Annotated in this window: 10 protein-coding genes; 8 read left to right on the top strand and 2 right to left on the bottom strand. The window is 70.7% G+C overall.

The window, feature by feature from the left end:
* Positions 1–25: 25 nt before the first annotated feature.
* From dpgA to G5C51_RS19995, 5 genes are read left to right on the top strand one after another with little or no spacing between them, the layout of a single operon-like run.
* Positions 26–1,138, top strand: coding sequence for a 3,5-dihydroxyphenylacetyl-CoA synthase DpgA (gene dpgA, locus G5C51_RS20015; protein ID WP_165239298.1), 1,113 nt, complete (start codon positions 26–28; stop codon positions 1,136–1,138).
* 8 nt (positions 1,139–1,146) lie between these two features.
* Positions 1,147–1,821 (top strand): enoyl-CoA-hydratase DpgB, encoded by a 675-nt coding sequence (gene dpgB, locus G5C51_RS20010; protein ID WP_206314080.1) that lies wholly within the window; start codon positions 1,147–1,149, stop codon positions 1,819–1,821.
* Complete coding sequence (gene dpgC / locus G5C51_RS20005) at positions 1,818–3,134, top strand: (3,5-dihydroxyphenyl)acetyl-CoA 1,2-dioxygenase DpgC (RefSeq protein WP_420824832.1); 1,317 nt, start codon at positions 1,818–1,820, stop codon at positions 3,132–3,134. Before dpgB ends, dpgC begins: the two co-directional genes overlap by 4 nt.
* Positions 3,135–3,149: 15 nt before the next feature.
* Positions 3,150–4,646 (top strand): tryptophan 7-halogenase, encoded by a 1,497-nt coding sequence (locus G5C51_RS20000; RefSeq protein ID WP_165239296.1) that lies wholly within the window; start codon positions 3,150–3,152, stop codon positions 4,644–4,646.
* Positions 4,646–5,455, top strand: coding sequence for an alpha/beta fold hydrolase (locus tag G5C51_RS19995; protein ID WP_165239294.1), 810 nt, complete (start codon positions 4,646–4,648; stop codon positions 5,453–5,455). Before G5C51_RS20000 ends, G5C51_RS19995 begins: the two co-directional genes overlap by 1 nt.
* A gap of 2 nt (positions 5,456–5,457) precedes the next feature.
* On the opposite strand, the gene G5C51_RS19990 is transcribed toward G5C51_RS19995, so the two are convergent.
* On the bottom strand, positions 5,458–6,747 hold the full coding sequence (locus G5C51_RS19990) for a sensor histidine kinase (protein WP_165239292.1): 1,290 nt from the start codon (positions 6,745–6,747) through the stop codon (positions 5,458–5,460).
* 6 nt (positions 6,748–6,753) lie between these two features.
* Positions 6,754–7,407, bottom strand: a complete 654-nt coding sequence (locus G5C51_RS19985) for a response regulator (protein WP_165239290.1) — start codon at positions 7,405–7,407, stop codon at positions 6,754–6,756.
* A gap of 255 nt (positions 7,408–7,662) precedes the next feature.
* Here G5C51_RS19985 and G5C51_RS19980 point away from each other — a divergent pair, with 255 nt between their 5' ends.
* The 3 genes from G5C51_RS19980 to G5C51_RS19970 form a co-directional block, all read left to right on the top strand.
* Positions 7,663–7,869 (top strand): MbtH family protein, encoded by a 207-nt coding sequence (locus tag G5C51_RS19980; protein ID WP_165239288.1) that lies wholly within the window; start codon positions 7,663–7,665, stop codon positions 7,867–7,869.
* 17 nt (positions 7,870–7,886) lie between these two features.
* Complete coding sequence (locus G5C51_RS19975) at positions 7,887–9,938, top strand: ABC transporter ATP-binding protein (protein WP_165239313.1); 2,052 nt, start codon at positions 7,887–7,889, stop codon at positions 9,936–9,938.
* A gap of 64 nt (positions 9,939–10,002) precedes the next feature.
* Positions 10,003–19,209, top strand: a 9,207-nt coding sequence (locus G5C51_RS19970; RefSeq protein WP_165239286.1) for a non-ribosomal peptide synthetase, incomplete at its 3' end; no start/stop codon positions are given.

The raw sequence follows: 19,209 nt of genomic DNA, 5'->3' as shown, positions 1-19,209 counted from the left end.
CGCGCCGGTGGGGGTGGACCTACCGATGACCACCGAACTCCTGGCGCCGGCAGCACCGGCCCCGGCCTTACTCGTCCACCCCCCGCGGATCCTCGGCGTGGGCACGGCGGTGACCGCCACCTCGTACTCCCAGGAGGAGGTCCTCGACGCCTTCGAGATCACCGATCCGAAGATCCAGTCCCTCTTCCGCAACAGCGCCATCGACCGGCGCAATCTCACGCTGCCGCCCGTGGACGACACCGGCAGCCGGATCGCGGAACCGCAGGGCGATCTGCTCGACAAGCACAAGGCGCTGGCGATCGAGATGGGCGCCGAGGCACTGCGCGCCTGCCTGAAACGAGCGGGCGCCGACCTCAGCGACCTGCGCCACCTGTGCGTGGTGACGTCCACCGGATTCCTCACCCCCGGCCTGAGCGCGCTGCTCATCCGCGAGCTCGGCATCGACCGGCACTGCAGTCGCTCCGACATCGTCGGGATGGGCTGCAACGCGGGGCTCAACGCACTGAACGTGGTGGCCGGTTGGTCCGCGGCGCACCCCGGGGAACTCGCCGTGGTGCTGTGCGCCGAGGCCTGCTCCGCGGCGTACGCGATGGACGCGACGATGCGGACCGCCGTGGTGAACAGCCTCTTCGGCGACGGCGCGAGCGCCATCGCGCTGATGTCGGGGCCGGGCGCACCGGAGCCGGCCGACGCCGAGGGGCCCAGCATTCTCAAGTTCGCCAGCTGCATCATCCCGGAAGCGGTCGACGCGATGCGCTACGACTGGGACCGGACGCAGGGCAGATTCAGCTTCTACCTCGACCCGCTGATCCCTTACGTGGTCGGCGCGCACGCCGAGATCGTCATCGACCGGCTGCTCGAGGGCACGGAGCTGCGGCGCAGCGACATCAGGCACTGGCTGGTGCACTCGGGCGGCAAGAAGGTGATCGACGCCGTCGTCGTCAACCTCGGTCTGACCCGGGACGACGTGCGGCACACCGTCGGTGTGCTGCGTGACCACGGAAATATGTCGAGCGGTTCCTTCCTGTTCTCGTACGAGCGGCTGCTCGACGAGGGCATCGCGGAACCGGGAGAGTACGGGGTGCTCATGACCATGGGGCCGGGTTCCACGCTCGAGACGGCGCTGGTCCAGTGGTGAGGCCGGAGATGGTCATCGGCGAAGCGCTCACCGTGCACGTCGACGGCGCCGCACCGCTGAGCGCGGCGGCCGTCGAGGCGGTCAGGACCTTCTGCGACCAGGCCGAGGACCGGGGCGGATCCGGCCTTGCCACGGTGTACGTCACCGGGACCCCGGCGGGGGGCTGGACCCGCGGCCTCGACGTCTCGCTGGTCAACAAGTGGGAGCGCGCGCTGCGTCGCCTGGAACGCCTGCCGCTGGCCACGGTCGCCGTGGCCCGGGGCGACTGCGGCGGCACGGCGCTGGACGCCCTCCTGGCCGCCGACATCCGGGTGGCGACGCCGGATACGCAACTGCGGGTCGTCGACGGCGGCGCGGGCACCTGGCCCGGAATGGCCGGCTACCGGCTCGTCCAGCTGGCCGGCGTCGCCCGGATCCGCCGGGCGGTGCTCTTCGGCCTCCCGGTCGACGCCGCCGAGGCGCTGGCCCTGGGCCTCGTGGACGAGGTGGCCACCGACCCCGCCGCCGCGGTCGCCGCCGCGGCCGGACTGGTCAGCGGCCGCTCGGGCCGGGAGCTCGCGATCAGGCGGCAACTGCTGTTCGACGCCAGGACGACCAGCTTCGAGGACGCCCTCGGCCCGCACCTCGCGGCGTGCGACCGGACCCTCAGAGGCGCCGCCGACCAGAAAGACAGAGCCTCGTGACGGGCTCGGCGGCGGTCACGGAAGCGGGGCGGGACGTCGACCTGGACGTGTGGCCGAGCCTGCGCGAGGCGGCCGCCCGGGTCGACGACCTCGTGGCCGCCCTGCCCGCTCCGGGCGCCCGCTCGGCCGCGCAGCGGGCCGAGCTCGGCACGGCGCGGGACGCGGCGCGGACGCTGCGGGTGCGGTACCTCGACGCGCACGCCGAGATGCTGTACGAGCGGCTCACCGCCGGCACCCAGGGCCTGCGGCTCGAGGAGCTCGTCGAGGCCGCGGGCGCGGGGTATCCCAGCGTGGTCCCGACCGCCGCCCAGCTCGAGTCCGACCGGGGCCGGCGCCAGGCCGACAAGGAAGGCCACGAGATCGATCAGGGCATCTTCCTCAGCGCCGTCCTGCGCTCGCCCTCGGCCGGCCCGCACCTCCTCGACACCATGCTCCGCCCCACGCCACGCGCGCTGGAGCTGCTGCCGGAGTTCACCAGGACCGGCGTCCTGCGGACGCGGTCGGTCCTCCTGGAGCGGCGGGACGGCGCCGCGTATCTGACGCTGTGCCGGGACGACTGCCTGAACGCGGAGGACGAGGCGCAGGTCGACGACATGGAGACCGCGGTCGACCTCGCCCTGCTGGACCCGCGGGTCGAGGTGGGGGTGGTGCGCGGCGGCGAAATGAGCCACCCCCGCTACCGCGGCAGGCGGGTCTTCAGCGCGGGCATCAACCTCAAGTGCCTCGAGGCCGGCGACATCACGCTGACCGGGTTCCTGCTCCGGCGTGAACTCGGCTATATCCACAAGCTCGTGCGAGGCGTGCTCACGGACCGGCCCGGGTCCTGGCATTCCCGTACGGTCGAGAAGCCCTGGATCGCCGCCGTGGACACCTTCGCCATCGGCGGCGGTGCCCAGCTGCTCCTCGTCTTCGACCACGTACTGGCCGCGGCGGACGCCTATGTCAGCCTGCCGGCCGCGCGCGAGGGCATCGTGCCGGGCGCCGCCAACTTCCGGCTCGGCCGCCACACCGGCCCCCGGATCTCCCGGCAGGTCATCCTGCACGGGCGCCGCATCCACGCGGCCGAGCCGGATGCGCGGCTGGTCCTCGACGAGGTGGTGGAGCCCGGCGCGATGGACGCCGCCATCGCCGCCGCGGTGGAGCGGCTGCGCAGTCCGGCGGTCGTCGCCAACCGGCGGATGCTGAACACCGCAGAAGAATCGCAGGACGAGTTCCGCAGATATATGTCCGAGTTCGCCCTGCAGCAGGCCCTGCGGCTCTACGGCGAGGACGTCATCGCCAAGGCCGGTCGGTTCGCCGGGCGTTCAGGCTGATCCGACTGGAGGGGAATGATGAATGCCGCAACGCGCGAGACATTCGATGTAGTAGTGGTGGGGGGTGGTCCCGGCGGAGCCACGCTGGCCACGCTCGTCGCCATGCGGGGCCACCGGGTGCTGGTCCTGGAGAAGGAGACCTTTCCGCGCTATCAGATAGGCGAGTCGCTGCTGCCGTCCACCGTGCACGGCATCTGCACGATGACCGGAGTCGCCGAGGAGCTCGCGAAGGCCGGCTTCACCAGAAAACAGGGCGGCACCTTCCGCTGGGGCGCGAACACGGAGCCGTGGACCTTCTCCTTCTCGGTGTCGCCGAAAATGGCGGGGGCCACCTCGTTCGCCTATCAGGTCGAGCGGTCCAAGTTCGACAAGATCCTGCTCGACCACGCGGTCAGCAAGGGTGCCCAGGTGCGTTTCCAGGTCTCGGTGACCGATGTCATCGAGGAGGACGACCGCGTCACCGGCGTCTCCTACCGCGACGCGGACGGGGCCGTGCGCGAGGTGTACGCGAAGTTCGTCGTGGACGCCTCCGGCAACGGCAGCCGGATCCACCAGCGGGTGGGCGGCACCCGCGAGTACTCCGAGTTCTTCCGCAGCCTCGCGCTGTTCGGCTACTTCGAGGGCGGCAAACGACTGCCCGCGCCGAACTCCGGGAACATCCTGTCCGTCGCGTTCGGCAGCGGCTGGTTCTGGTACATCCCGCTCAGCCCCACCCTCACCAGCGTCGGCGCGGTCGTCCGACGGGAGAATGCCGACAAGATCCAGGGCGACCCGGAGCAGGCTCTCAAGGCCCTGATCGCCGAATGCCCGCTGATCACGGAGTATCTGGCCGGCGCCACCCGCGTGACCGAGGGGCAGTACGGCCGGATGCGGACCAGGAAGGACTACTCGTACCACCAGACGACGTTCTGGCGGCCGGGCCTGGCCCTGATCGGGGACGCCGCGTGCTTCGTGGACCCGGTCTTCTCCTCCGGCGTGCATCTGGCCACCTACAGCGCGCTCCTGGCGGCCCGGTCCATCAACAGCGTGCTCGCCGGCCTGGTGCCGGAGGACGCCGCGTTCACCGAGTTCGAGGCCCGCTACCGGCGCGAATACGGCGTGTTCTACGAATTCCTCATGTCCTTCTACGACATGCACGCGGACGAGGACTCCTACTTCTGGTCGGCGAAGAAGGTCACCCGGAACCAGCACACCGAGCTGGAGTCCTTCGTCGAACTCGTCGGCGGCGTCTCCGCCGCGGAGTTCGACCTGACCGACGCCGAGTCCGCGGCCGTGCGGCTGAAGTCCCGGTCGTCCGAGTTCGCGACCGCCGTCGACACCCTGGCGGCGGACGCCGACCAGAACATGGTGCCGCTGTTCCGCTCCCAGGTCGTCCGCCAGGCCATGCACGAGGGCGCCCAGGTGCAGAGCCGGGCGCTGCTCGGGGCAGACCTCGGCGAGGACCACCCCATGTTCCCCGGCGGACTCGTCACCTCGGACGACGGGATGCTCTGGCTGCCGGGCACCGCCTGATGCCGGTCGTACGCGTCAACGGCGCCGCCCTCGGCTACGACAGCTACGGTGAGGGGGAGCCGGTCGTCCTGGTCAACGGAACCGGCGCCCCCGGCAGGATCTGGCGCACCCACCAGGTGCCCGCCCTGAACGCCGCGGGCTACCGGGTGATCACCCTCGACAACCGGGGCATTCCACCGAGCGACCCGTGCCCGGAGGGAATCACCCTCGACGACATGGCGGCGGACGTCGCCGGCCTCATCGAGCACCTCGACGCCGGCCCGTGCCGGGTCGTGGGCTTCTCCCTGGGCGCCGTCATCGTCCAGGAGCTGCTGCTGGCCCGGCCCGACCTCGTGCGCGCGGCCGTGCTGCTCGCGACCTGCGGGCGGGCCGACGCGCTGCTCACCGCCATGTCGGCGGCCGACCTCGACCTGTGCGACAGCGGCATCAAGCTCCCGTCCCGGCTCGCGGCCTATCTGCAGGCCGTGCAGAACCTGTCGCCCCGGACCCTCAACGACGAGGACAAGCTTCAGGACTGGCTCACCGTCTTCGAAATGTCGCTGGTCGACCTCACGGCGGTACGCGGCCAGCTGCGCCTGCAGCTGATCCCCGACCGGCTGCCGAGCTACCGCGGCATCCGGGTGCCCTGCCAGGTCATCGGCTTCCAGGACGACCTGGTCGTCCGCCCGCACCTCGCCCGGGAGGTCGCACGGAGCATCCCCGGCAGCTCGTACACGGAGATCCCCGGCTGCGGTCACTTCGGCTATCTGGAGCGGCCGGACGCCGTGAACTCCGCGATGCTCGAGTTCTTCGCCGGGCGGCAGCGCTGAACCTACCCGGCCGGGGCGGTGGCCTGCCCCGGCCGGGTAGGAGTGTGATGGTCGCGGCCGTTCACCGCGGGGAAGGTGACCGAGACGGTCAGCCCGCCCTCGGGACGGGCGCGGGTGGCGACGGTGGCCCCATGGGCATTGGCGATGGCCAGCACGATCGACAGACCCAGCCCCAGCCCCTCGGAATGTGCGGTGCGGGTGCCCTCGAGCCGCTGGAAGGGCTGATAGAGCTGGTCGATCGCGTCCGCCGGCACCACCGGACCGGTGTTGGTGACGGTGAGCGTCGCCCGGCCGTCCGTGCTTCTGGTGTCCACATCGACCCAGCCGTTGGGCGCGTTGTGCCGGAGCGCGTTGTCCACCAGATTCGTGATGAGGCGTTCGGCGAGATTACGGTGACCCATCGCCACCGCCGGCGCGACCGACGGCAGGAACACGATGTTCCGCAACTCCGCCTCCGGCTCCCGGGACTGGATCACCTGCCGGGTCAGCCCGGCCAGGTCGAACGGCTCCCGGACATCCAGCCCCGCCTGGCCCCTGGCCAGGGTCAGGAGCGCCTCCAGCAGCCGCTCCTGCTGCTCGCCGGCGGCGAGGATCCGCTCGTGCGCCGCCCGCAGCGAGGACGTGTCCGCGTTCGGGTCGGCCAGTGCCACCTGCCCCAGCGCCCGCTGCCGGGCCAGTGGCGTGCGCAGCTCATGCGACGCGTTGGCGACGAACCGGCGCTGCGCCTCGAAGGCGTCCTCCAGCCTGCTCAGCAACCCGTCGAAGGTGTCACCCAGTTCCTTGAGCTCAGGGTCAGAACCCTGCAGCGCCAGCCGCCGGTGCAGGCTCGTCGCGGAGATGGACTGCGCGGTCGCCGTGATCGTCCGCAGCGGGCGCAGGATGCGCCCGGCGATGATCCAGCCCAGCACGATCGCGAGCACCAGCATCAGGGCCAGCGCAATGCCGGACTGGATGAGGAGCTGCTCCATGACGGCGGACTTCTGCCGCTCCACCGCGGCGTGCTGATCGCCCGGCGGCACCCCGAGGATTCCCTGTGCGTCGTCCGCCCCCGGCTCGAGCAGCCGCCCCTTGCTGTCACCGCTCGGCCTGGCACTGCCTTCCGGGGCCGGGATCACGTTCTTCGCGAGAATCCCGGGCACGGCCTGGCCGACCAGGACGTACGTGACCGCCAGCAGCGCCACCCCGGAGGCCAGGAACAGGCCGCCGTACAGCAGCGTCAGCCGCAGCCGGAGCGTGCGGCGCGGGAGGTGGCCGGGGGCGATACGCCCGGTGAGCCGTGAGATCACTGACATGCCGCCTCAGATCCGGTATCCGTGCTTGGCCACGGTCTCGATGATCGGGGGGTCCCCGAGCTTGGCCCGGAGCCGGCTGATGGTGATCTTCACCGCGCTGGTGAACGGATCCGCGGCCTCGTCCCAGACCCGCTCCAGCAGCTCCTCGGCGGAGACCGCCCGCCCCTTCGAGGTGAGCAGCAGCTCCAGCACCCCGAATTCCTTGGGCGCGAGGTCGAGTTGCCGGCCGCCGCGGCCGGCCGTGCGCCGGGCGGTGTCGACCACGAGGTCGCCGTGCCGTACGACCGGCGGCACCGCCGGGTGGGCGCGGCGGGCCAGCGCGCCGATCCGCGCCACCAGCACCGGAAAGTCGAACGGCTTGGGGAGATAGTCGTCGGCCCCCAGGCTCAGCCCGCCGACCAGATCCTCGGCCGTACCTGCTGCGGTCAGCATCAGCACCCGGCTCCGGCACCCCGACGCGATCAGCTCGGCGCACACCTCGTCGCCGTGCTTCCCGGGCAGATCCCGGTCCAGCACGATCACGTCGTAGTTACTGAAGAGGGCGCGCTCGAGCCCGGACTGGCCGTCGAACGACACATCGACGGCCATGTGCGCCCGCCGCAGTCCGACCGCCACCGTCTGCGCCATCTCCTCGTCGTCCTCAACCACCAGCACCCGCACCGGTCGCCCTCCCCGCAGCCCCAACCCTGGACATGAACACCTTGACAAGCTTTGTCAGGATCCTCCACCCCCGGTTTCCGCAGGGTTTCATCCGGAGCCGCCCCGTCCGAATCGCCGCCGCGGGCCTGCCGAATTCCGTCCAAGTGCGGGAAATGAATGGTTGGACAGGCGTCAAGAATGCCTTCATTGCCCGCCCGGATCCGGCGGGGTTACCGTGATGCACGTCCTGACCAAGGAAATTGATGGGGAGTGGTTATGGCGAACCCGTTCGACGACGAGAACGGCTCCTTTCTGGTGCTCGTCAACGAGGAAAACCAGCACTCGCTGTGGCCCGCCTTCGCGGAAGTGCCGACCGGCTGGAAGGTCGTATTCGGGGAGGACGCGCGGAAGGCGTGCATGGACTACATCGAGGAAAACTGGACGGACATACGGCCGCAGAGCCTCATCGACGAGATGAAGTAGGGGAGACGGCCGTGGTCATGATGGGCGGCCCGGGGCCGATGCCGGACGGGCCCGGACCGGGCTCGCCCGCCACCAGGCAGCAGATAACTCCCGGCACCACCAAGCGAATCCTTCCCTACGCCGGGCCGTACCGCGGCAGCATCGGCCTGCTGTTCTTCACCGGCATGACAAATGCCGGCCTTACCGTCGCCATTCCCGTACTGCTCAAATACCTCATCGACAATGGAATTGAAGCCGGCAACGTCCCGGTGGTCGTGTGGATCTCCGTAGCCGTCGTCGGAATGGCGCTCGCGGGCACCTTCCTGGGGTTCGCCGAAGCCTGGCTGGCAGGCCGGATCGGCGAAGGGCTCATCTACGACCTCCGCGTCGAAGTCTTCGGCCATGTGCAGCGCCAGCCCCTCGCGTTCTTCACCCGGACCCAGACAGGCGCCCTGGTCAGCAGGCTCAACACCGATGTGATCGGCGCGCAGATGGCGCTGACCTCGCTGCTGACCACGGTGGTCTCCGCCGGCCTCACGCTGCTGCTGGTCCTGGTCGCGATGACCTACCTGTCCTGGATGGTCACCGTGGTCGCCCTGGCCCTGCTCCCGGTATTCATCCTGCCCGGCCGGTTCGTCGGCCGCCGGCTGCAGCGCGTGGTCCGCGAACACATGCAGGTCAACGCCGAAATGGGCTCCTTGATGCAGGAGCGGTTCAACGTCACCGGGGCGCTGCTGACCAAGCTCTACGGCCGCCCGGACACCGAGACGCAGCTGTTCTCGGAACGCGCGGGCCGGGCCCGCGACCTCGGTGTCCTCGCCTCCGTCTACGGGCGCGTCCTCTTCCTCACCATGCTCCTCACCGGCTCCCTCGCCACCGCCCTGGTCTACGGACTGGGCGGCAGCCTCGCCATCAACGGCGCCTTCGAGATCGGCACGCTGGTGGCCCTGGCGGCCCTGCTCATCCGGCTGCTGGCCCCGATCAACCAGCTGTCCAGCGCCCAGGCGGAGGTCATGGCCGCGCTCGTGTGCTTCGACCGGCTCTTCGAGGTCCTCGACCTCAAGCCCATGGTCGCGGAGAAGCCCGGCGCCACGGCCCTGCCGGCCGCCGGCACCGCCAAGGCGACGGCCCCGGGCATCACCTTCGAAGGCGTCTCCTTCCGCTACCCGAAGGCCGACGACGTCTCCCTCGCCTCGCTCGAGGCCTTCGCCCCGCCCGCGCCCGAGACCGCCGGCAGCGCATGGACCCTGCGCGACCTCAGCTTCACGGTGCCCGCCGGACAACTGACCGCCCTGGTCGGGCCGTCCGGCGCGGGCAAGACCACCATCACCCACCTGGTGCCCCGGCTCTACGACCCGAGTGAGGGCACCATCCGTATCGACGGCCACGACCTCCGCGACCTGACCCAGGAGTCGCTGCGCGACACCATCGGCATGGTCACCCAGGACGCCCACCTCTTCCACGCGAGCATCCGCGACAACCTGATCTACGCCCGGCCCGACGCCACCGAGCAGGACCTGATCGAAGCGTGCAAGGCAGCGCAGATCTGGAACCTGATCGAGTCACTGCCCGACGGCTTCGACACCCTGGCCGGCGACCGCGGATACCGGCTCTCCGGCGGCGAGAAGCAGCGCATCGCCATGGCCCGCCTGCTGCTCAAGGCACCGCCCGTGGTCGTTCTGGACGAGGCCACGGCACACCTCGACTCCGAATCGGAAGCGGCCCTGCAGACAGCCCTGAAGACGGCACTGAAGGGACGCACCTCGCTGGTGATCGCCCACCGCCTCTCCACCATCCGGGACGCGGACCAGATCCTGGTCATCGACCAAGGCAGCGTCCGGGAGCACGGAACCCACGACGAACTGCTGGTACGGGACGGCCTGTACGCGGAGCTGTACCGCACCCAGTTCTCCCGCCCACCGTCCAAGAACGGCGACGCGCCGCTCCCCGAGCCGGTCGGCCCGCACGGCCCCGTCCCCCCGGGCGCCGGGCCGGCCCCCTTCCCGGGCCTGGGTTCCCCCGGCCCAGGCCCGGGTCCAGGGATGCTCCCGGGAGGGCCGCCGCCACCGCCGCCGCGTCAGCGCGGGTGAGATTCGCCATTGCTTCATTGCGTCGTTGAGTCATCGCGTCATCGCGTCATCGAGGAGCGTCTGAATGCCTGATTCGTTGGTGGAGCTTTTCGAGGCTCAGGTCGTGCGGTCGCCGCAGACGGCTGCTGTGCGGTGCGGGGGAGAGGCGCTTTCGTACGAAGAGCTGGAGGCGCGGGCGAATCGGCTGGCGCGGTATCTGCGTGACTGTGGGGTGGGCCGGGAGGTCCGGGTCGGGCTGCGGCTGCCGCGCGGGGTGGACATGGTTGTCGCCATTCTCGCGGTGTGGAAGGCGGGCGGTGCGTATGTGCCGCTGGACCCGGAGTATCCGGCCGACCGGCTGGATTTCATGGTGGCCGACAGTGGTGCCGAACTCGTAGTGGACAGCCGGCTATTGGCCGATGCCGGCGAGGCAATTGCGGCGGAGTCGGCAGAGCCGCCGGCTTGGCCTATTGCTGCGGGTCAGTTGGCGTATGTGATCTATACGTCGGGGTCCACCGGGCGTCCGAAGGGTGTTGCCGTCGCCCACGGCGGAGTGGTGAATCTGGCCGAGGCGATGCGGCCGGTGCTGGGTGTTGCCGAGGGCGTGGTGGCGTTGCAGTTCGCGTCGTTCAGCTTCGACGCCGCGGTGCTGGATGTGGCGGTCACGCTGGTGGCGGGGGGAACCCTGGCGATTGCTGCAAGCCATGAGCGTACAGAGCCGGAGCTGCTGGCCCACATGATCCGTACCGCGGGTGTGACGGTTGCGAGTGTGGTGCCGTCGCTGCTGGGCGTGCTGGACCCGGCGTCGGTGCCGGAGGTGCGCAACTGGGTCCTGGGAGCAGAGCGGTTGACCGCCGACCTGGCATCCCGCTGGGTCGGGCAGGCCTACGTGTGGAACACGTACGGGCCGACAGAGGCCACCGTCATCACCACCGCGATACCGGTGGACCCGGAGATCGGACCCGAAGGCGCGCCCCCGGCGATCGGGCGACCACTGCACAACACCGAGGTGTTGGTGCTGGACGAATTCCTGCGGCCCGTGCCGGTCGGGACGACCGGCGAGCTGTATGTGGCCGGGGCGGGCCTGGCCCGTGGCTATGTGGGCCGTCAGGACCTGACCGCGGAACGGTTTGTCGCCTGCCCCTTCGGTGCCGGTGGGCGGATGTACCGGTCGGGGGACCTGGCCCGCTGGACCCGCGAAGGAGCCCTGCTGTTCGCGGGGCGGGCGGACGAGCAGGTGAAGATCCGTGGCTTCCGGGTGGAGCCCGGCGAGATCGAATCCGTCGTCGCCGCGCACCCTGCCGTCGGCCAGGCGGCCGTTGTCGTACGGGAGGACCGGCCGGGCGAGCGGCGTCTCGTCGCCTACGTCGTCCCCGCCGCCGACCGGGAGATCGACGCCGCGAGGCTGCGCGAGCATGCCGCGGCCCGGCTGCCGGAGTACATGATCCCTGCCATCGTCTCCCTGGAGGCGCTGCCGCTGACACCGAACGGCAAGGTCGACCGCGCGGCCCTGCCGGCCCCCGACGCGGGCAGCGGCGCGGGACGCGCCCCCGCCACCCCGGCCGAGGGGGTGTTCTGCGCGCTCTTCGCCGAGGTGCTGGGCCTGGAGGCGGTCGGCGTCGACGACTCCTTCTTCGAGCTCGGCGGGGACTCCATCCTGTCCATGATGGTGGTGTCCGGCGCCCGTCGAGCGGGCCTCGCCATCACCACACGTGAGCTGTTCGAACACCGGACCGTGGCAAGCCTGGCAGCACGGGCCGTACCCCTCACGGAGCTGTCGTCGCCGCCGGTCGAGCAGGCCGCCGCCCTGGGAGAGGTGCCGCTGACCCCTGTCATGCGCGAACTGCTCGACCGGGCCGCGCCGGAGGGCCTGGCCGAGGTGTACCAGTCGGCGCTGGTGGCGACGCCCGCCGGCTTGGACTTCACGGTCCTGACCCAGGGCGTGCAGGCGCTGGTGGACCACCACGACGTACTGCGCGCACGCCTCGAGGCGGAGCCGCGGCCGCGGCTGGTGATACCGGAAGCGGTGACCGCCGGCGAGTGGGTGCACCGGGTCGATGCGACAGGACTCGACGAGGACGAACTGCGACGCCTGACCGATGAGCAGACCCAGGCCGCCACGCGCCGGCTGGATCCGGCGGCCGGGGTGATGGTGCAGGTGGTGTGGTTCGACGCCGGGACCGAGGCCCCGGGGCGGCTGCTGATCGTCATCGATCACCTGGTGGTGGACGGGGTTTCCTGGCGGGTGTTGCTGCCGGATCTGGAGGCGGCTTACACCGCTCTGGCCGCCGGCCGGGCCGTGGCGCTCGAGCCGGTGCCGACGTCGTTCCGTCGCTGGGCGCGTGAGGTGTCCGTACAGGCAGCGAGCGAGGAGCGGCTGGCGGAACTGCCGCGTTGGATCGAGACCCTGCAAGGTCCCGAGCTGCTGCTGACCACACGGCCGGTGGACCCGGTCAGGGATGTGGGCGCCGCTGTCCGGCGGATCTCGGTGCGGATACCCGTAGAGGTCACGTCGGCGCTCCTGACCACCGTCCCGGCAGCTTTCCACGCCGGCATCGACGACGTCCTGCTGACCGGGCTGACCACGGCGATAGCCGAGTGGAAGGGCCAGGAGGCGGCAGGCGGAGTCCTCGTGGACGTGGAGAGCCATGGCCGCACTCCACTGGCCGATGGTTTCGATCTGACCCGCACGGTGGGCTGGTTCACGGGCATCCACCCCGTGCGGCTGGATGCCGGCGCGATCGACGCCGCGGAGGCACGGGCGGGTGGACCGGCGGCGGGCCAGGCGGTCAAGCGGATCAAGGAGCAGCTACGGGCCGTGCCCGGCGATGGCCTCGGCTACGGGATGCTCCGCCACCTCAACCCCGAGACCGGGCCCGCCCTCGCGGCCCTGCCCGCTGCCCAGATCGGCTTCAACTACCTCGGCCGGTTCTCCGGTCGAGCCGCCGACTGGCAGCTGACCGGCAGCGGGCTGGGCGAAGGCATCGACTCCCAGGCGCAGGTCATGCACGCGCTGGAAGCCGAGGGCACGGTCCACGATCTGGCGGACGGGCCACAGCTCACGCTGAGCCTGGCCTGGCCCGGGGAATTGCTGGACGAGTCGGTGGCTCGGGATCTTCTCGATGGCTGGGCGGCGATGCTGAGCGGGTTGGCGGGCCACGCTGCCGGTCCGGGCGGCGGGGGGCATACGCCTTCCGATTTTCCGCTGGTGGTGCTTGAACAGCCGCAGATCGAGGAGCTGGAGGAGGCGGTTGCGGGCGGGCTGGCGGACGTGCTGCCCGTAACGCCGCTGCAGGAGGGGCTGCTCTTCCACGCGCTCTTCGACGAGCAGGCGCGGGACGTGTATGTCGAGCAGCTGATCATGGATCTTGAAGGTCCCCTGGACGTCCGGGCGTTACGGGCGTCCTGGCAGGCGCTCCTCGATCGGCACGCGAGCCTGCGCGCCGGATTCCGGCGGCTCCCCGACCTGCCCGAGCCGGTGCAGGTAATCGCGCGGCAGGCGACGCTGCCGTGGCGGGAGGAAGACCTGTCGGCTCTGGCGGGCGAGGCGGCTCGGACCGAAGCGGACCGGCTGGCGCAGGCGGAGCAGGCGCGCCGATTCGATCTGGCCGACCCTCCGCTGATCCGGGTCCTCCTGATCGAATTGGGCGTCGGCCGGTATCGCATGGTGGTCACGCTGCATCACATCGCGTTGGACGGATGGTCGCTGCCCATCCTGATGCGCGAGCTGTGGACCGCATACGGAGACGGCGGCGACGCGGCCGGCCTGGCGCCGGTCACCCCGCACCGGGAGCACCTGGCGTGGCTGCTCCGCCAGGACAAGCGTGCCGCAGGAGCGGCCTGGCAGCAGGAACTCGCGGGGGCACTTGAGCCGACCCTGGTGGCGCCCGCCGCTACGGAACCCGAGCGGGAGCCGGCACCCGTCTCCAGGCTCGTCATCGAGCCGGGCGCGGAACTGACGACGGCGCTCCGGGCCCTGGCCCGCCGGCACGGCCTGACCCTGAACACCGTGTTTCAGGGGGCGTGGGGACTGCTGCTCGCCAAGCTGACCGGCCGACCTGACGTGGTGTTCGGCGCGACGGTCGCCGGACGGCCCGCCGAACTCCGGGGCATGGAGCGCATGCTGGGCCTGTTCATCAACACCGTCCCGGTGCGCGTACGGCTGGACCCGGCGGAATCCGTAGCGACGATGCTGGCGCAGCTGCAGCTCCGGCAGGCCGCGCTGCTCGACCATCAGCACCTGGGGCTTACGGAGATCCAGCGCCTGGCGGGCCGCGGCGCGACCTTCGACACCTTGATGGCATTCGAGAACTACCGCGCGGAAGAGAGCGGGCCGCCGGAACCCTTGACGCTCCTCGCGACCGAGGTACGGGAGGCGACCAACTTCGCGCTGGCCCTCGGCGTGGATCCGCTGGGGGAGCTGAAGCTCCGGCTGGATCACCGGGTGGACGTCTTCGACGAGGAGGCTGCCCGGGTGCTGGCCGGTCGGCTGGTGCGGGTGCTGGAGCAGGTTGCGGCGCGGCCGGATGTGCGGGTGAGTGAGATCGAGGTGCTGGAGGCGGCTGAGCGGTCGCTGGTGGTGGATGGGTGGAACGACACGGCGCGGGCGGTGTCGGCGGGTTCGCTGGTGGAGCTGTTCGAGGCGCAGGTCGTGCGGTCGCCGGACGTGGTGGCTGTGCGGTGCGGGGATGAGGCGCTCTCCTATGCCCAGTTGGAGATACGGGCCAATCGGCTGGCGCGGTACTTGCGGGGGCGTGGGGTGGGCCGGGAGGTCCGGGTTGGTCTGCGGCTGCCGCGTGGGGTGGACATGGTGGTGGCCATTCTCGCGGTGTGGAAGGCCGGGGGCGCGTATGTGCCGCTGGACCCTGAGTATCCGGCTGACCGGCTGGACTTCATGGTGGCGGACAGCGGATGCGAACTCGTACTGGACAGAGGGCTATTGGCCGAGGCTGCGGACGCGATCGCCGCGGAGTCGGCAGAGCCGCCGGCTGAGGCCATTGATGCGGGTCAGTTGGCGTATGTGATCTATACGTCGGGGTCCACCGGGCGTCCTAAGGGCGTGGCGATTGCGCATGGCGGGGTGGCGAATCTCGCCGAGGCGATGCGGCCGGTGCTGGGTGTGGCCGCGGGTGAGGTGGCGTTGCAGTTCGCGTCGTTCAGCTTCGATGCCGCGGTGCTGGATGTGGCGGTCACGCTGGCGGCGGGGGGAACCCTGGCGATTGCTGCGAGCCACGAGCGCACCGAGCCGGAGCTGCTGGCTCAGATGATCCGCGATGCGGGCGTCACCGTGGCGAGCGTGGTGCCGTCGCTGCTCGGGGTGCTGGACCCGGCGTCGGTGCCGGAGGTGCGCAACTGGGTATTGGGAGCGGAGCGGTTGAGTGCGGATCTGGCCTCCCGTTGGGTCAGCCAGGCCCATGTGTGGAATACGTACGGGCCGACCGAGGCCACCGTCATCACCACCGCTGTGCCAGTGGATGAGCAGATCACGGCCGAGGATGCGCCGCCGGCGATCGGGCGTCCGCTGGGCAACGCCCAGGTGTTCGTGCTGGACGACTTCCTGCAGCCGGTGCCGCCCGGCGTGACGGGTGAGCTGTATGTCGCCGGTGCCGGTCTGGCCCGCGGTTACGTGGGCCGTCCGGACCTGACCGCGGAACGGTTCGTGGCCTGCCCCTTCGGTGCCGGTGGGCGGATGTACCGGTCCGGGGACCTGGCCCGCTGGACGACCGACGGCACCCTGCTGTTTGCCGGTCGGGCGGATGAGCAGGTCAAGATCCGCGGCTTCCGGGTGGAGCCCGGTGAGATCGAGTCCGTCATCGCCGCGCACCCTGCCGTCGCGCAGGCGGCGGTGATCGTCCAGGAAGACCGGCCTGGTGAGGGGCGTCTGATTGCCTACGTCGTCCCGGTCGCCGGTGGGGGCATCGATCCCGTAGCGCTGCGCGAGCACGCCGCGGCCCGCCTGCCGGAGTACATGATCCCGGCCGTCGTCCACTTGGACGCGCTGCCGCTGACACCGAACGGAAAGCTTGACCGCGCCGCCCTCCCCGCCCCCGACATGAGCAGCAGCGAGGGACGCGCCCCCGCCACCCCGGCCGAGGAGACCCTCTGCTCCCTCTTCGCCGAGGTACTCGGCCTGGCGAAGGTCGGCGTCGACGACTCTTTCTTCGAACTCGGCGGCGACTCCATCCTGTCCATGATGCTGGTGTCCAGCGCCCGCCGAACCGGGCTGGTGATCACCGCCCGGCAGGTCTTTGCGCAGCGTACGCCCGAGGCCCTTGCCGTCGTCGCCCGGACGCAAGCTGACCACACCACAGGCGGAGGCGACTCCGGCACCGGGGAGATCCCGCTGACGCCGGTGATGCACGAGATCATCGAACGGATCGGCCCTGACAAGGTGGGCCAGGAGGTACAGGCGAGCCTGGTGGTCGCACCGGCCGGCCTGGACTTCACGGTCCTGACCGAGGCCGTACAGGCACTGGTGGACCACCACGACATCCTCCGCGCCCGCCTCGAAGTCACCCCGCAGCGGCGGCTCCTGGTGCCCGAGGCAGGAACGGTCCCCGCGACGGCATACGTGCACCGTGTGGACGCCACCGCAGCCGATCTCGACCAGCTGATCGATGAGCAGACCCAGGCCGCCACGCGCCGGCTGGACCCGGCGGCCGGGGTGATGGTGCAGGTGGTGTGGCTCGACGCCGGGCCGGAGGCCCCCGGGCGGCTGCTGTTCGTCATCAACCATCTGGTGATGGACACGGTCTCCTGGCGGGTGCTGTTGCCGGACCTGGCAGAGGCCTATGCGGAGCTGGCCGCCGGCCGTGACGTAGCACTCGAGCCGGTGCCGACGTCCTTCCGGCATTGGGCGCGCGAGCTGTCGGCACAGGCGGCGAGCGCCGAGCGTTGCGCGGAGCTGCCGGAGTGGATCCGGCTGCTGGACGGCAGCGATGCGCTGCTGACTGTCCGGCCGGTGGACCCGGTCAGGGATGTGGGCGCCGCTGTCCGGCGGGTCTCGGTGCAGATTCCCGCCGAGGTCACGTCGGCGCTGCTGACCACCATCCCGGCCGCGTTCCACGCCGGCGTCGATGACGTCCTCCTGACCGGGTTGACTACGGCGATTGCCGAGTGGAGAGGCCGGGAGGAGACCGGTGGTCTGCTGGTGGACGTCGAGGGGCACGGGCGGAGCGCGCTGTCGGAGAGCGCGGACCTTTCCCGCACTGTCGGCTGGTTCACCAATGTCCGTCCCGTACGGCTCGATCCCGGCGAGGTCGACCTCGCGGAGTTGCGGGCGGGTGGTGCGGCGGCCGGCCGGGCCGTCAAGCGGGTCAAGGAGCAGCTGCGCGCCGTCCCCGGCGACGGTCTCGGCTACGGGATGCTCCGCTACCTCAACCCCGAGACCGGGCCGGCGCTCGCGGCCCTGCCCACTGCCCAGATCGGCTTCAACTACCTCGGCAGGTCCGATGCCCGGGCAGCCGCTCCAGGAGACGAGGCCGACTGGACGCCGGCTGCCGCGGCAGGCGGGTTCGGAACGGCCGCGGGCGGCGAGCTCCCGGTCATGCACGCACTCGAAGCCGAGGGCACGGTCCACGATCTGGCGGACGGGCCGCAGCTCACGCTGAGCCTGGCCTGGCCCGGGGAATTGCTGGACGAGTCGGTGGCCCGGAATCTCCTCGATGGCTGGGCGGCGATGCTGAGCGGGTTGGCGGGCCACGCTGCCGGTCCGGGTGGCGGGGGGCACACGCCTTCCGATTTTCCGCTGGTGGTGCTTGATCAGCCGCAGATCGAGGAGCTGGAGGCGGCGGTTGCGGGCGGGCTGGCGGATGTGCTGCCCGTAACGCCGCTGCAGGAGGGGCTGCTCTTCCACGCGCTCTTCGACGAGCAGGCGCGGGACGTGTATGTCGAGCAGCTGATCATGGATCTTGAAGGTCCCCTGGACGTGCGGGCGTTACGGGCGTCCTGGCAGGCGCTCCTCGATCGGCACGCGAGCCTGCGCGCCGGATTCCGCCAGCTGCCGGGCACCGGGCAGCCGGTGCAGGTGATCGCGCGGGAGGCGACGCTGCCGTGGCGGGAGGAAGACCTGTCGGGCCTCCCGGGGGACAGGGCCCTCGTGGCAGCCGAGCGGCTGGGAGTCGAGGAACAGGAGCGGCGGTTCGACCTGAGTTCGCCTCCCCTCCTGCGCGTTCTGGTGGCGAAAACCGGTCGTGAGACACACCGGATGATGGTCACGCTGCACCACATCCTGCTGGACGGCTGGTCCCTGCCGATTCTGCTGCGGGAACTGTGGGCCGCTTATGCCGTCGGCGGCAGTACGGCCGGACTGCCGCCGGTCACCCCGTACGGCGCGTACCTGACCTGGCTTTCCCGCCAGGACGGGGAGGCGGCGCGGGAGGCCTGGCGGCACGCGCTGTCCGGTGTCGAGGAGCCGACGCTGGTCGCGCCGCCGGAGGCGAGCAGCGCTGCGGTCACCACTGACCATGTGCTCGCCGAGACCCCGCCGGAACTGGCCGACGCGCTGCGCGGGACGGCGCGCCGGCATGGACTGACCCTCAACACGGTGGTCCAGGCCGCCTGGGCACTGGTGGTCGGCCAACTGGCCGGGCGCCGGGACGTGGTGTTCGGCGCCACGGTCGCCGGCCGGCCCGCGGAGCTGCCGGGCATGGAGAACATGCTGGGGCTGTTCCTCAATACTCTGCCGGTACGGGTGCGTCTCGATCCGGACCGTACGATCGCGGAGCTGCTGGCCGATCTGCAGGCGGAGCAGACGGAATTGCTCGGTCATCAGCACATCGGCCTCACGGAGATTCAGCGCCTGGTCGGCCCTGGCGCCACCTTCGACACGCTGATGGCATTTGAGAATTATCCCGGCGATCCGGATGCACCCCCTGCTGTCGAGGGGCTTCGGCTCACTGGCTCCGGAATCCGCGAATCGACCAATTACCCGCTGTCGCTTGTCGCGAACGATGAATTGAAACTCCGGCTGGATTATCGGCCGGACATCTTCGAGGCGGATGCGGCTCGTTCTTTGGCGGATCGTTTGGTGCGGGTGCTGGAGCAGATCGCGGCTGGTCCGGAGACGCGGGTCGGTCAGATTCGGCTTCTGGGTGGGGTTGAGCGGTCGTTGGTGGTGGAGGGGTGGAATGAGACGGCGCGGCCGGTGTCGGGCGGGTCGTTGGTGGAGTTGTTCGCGGCTCAGGTGGAGCGGTCGCCGGGTGCGGTGGCGGTGGTTGGTGAGGGGGTGGAGTGGTCGTATGCCGAGCTGGCTGCGGTCTCCGACCGGGTGGCGTGTGAGCTGATTGCTCGG

It is taken from the genome of Streptomyces coryli, from assembly GCF_011044975.1.
Lineage (GTDB): Bacteria > Actinomycetota > Actinomycetes > Streptomycetales > Streptomycetaceae > Streptomyces > Streptomyces coryli.
This window is presented reverse-complemented; position numbering and strand designations above follow the sequence as displayed.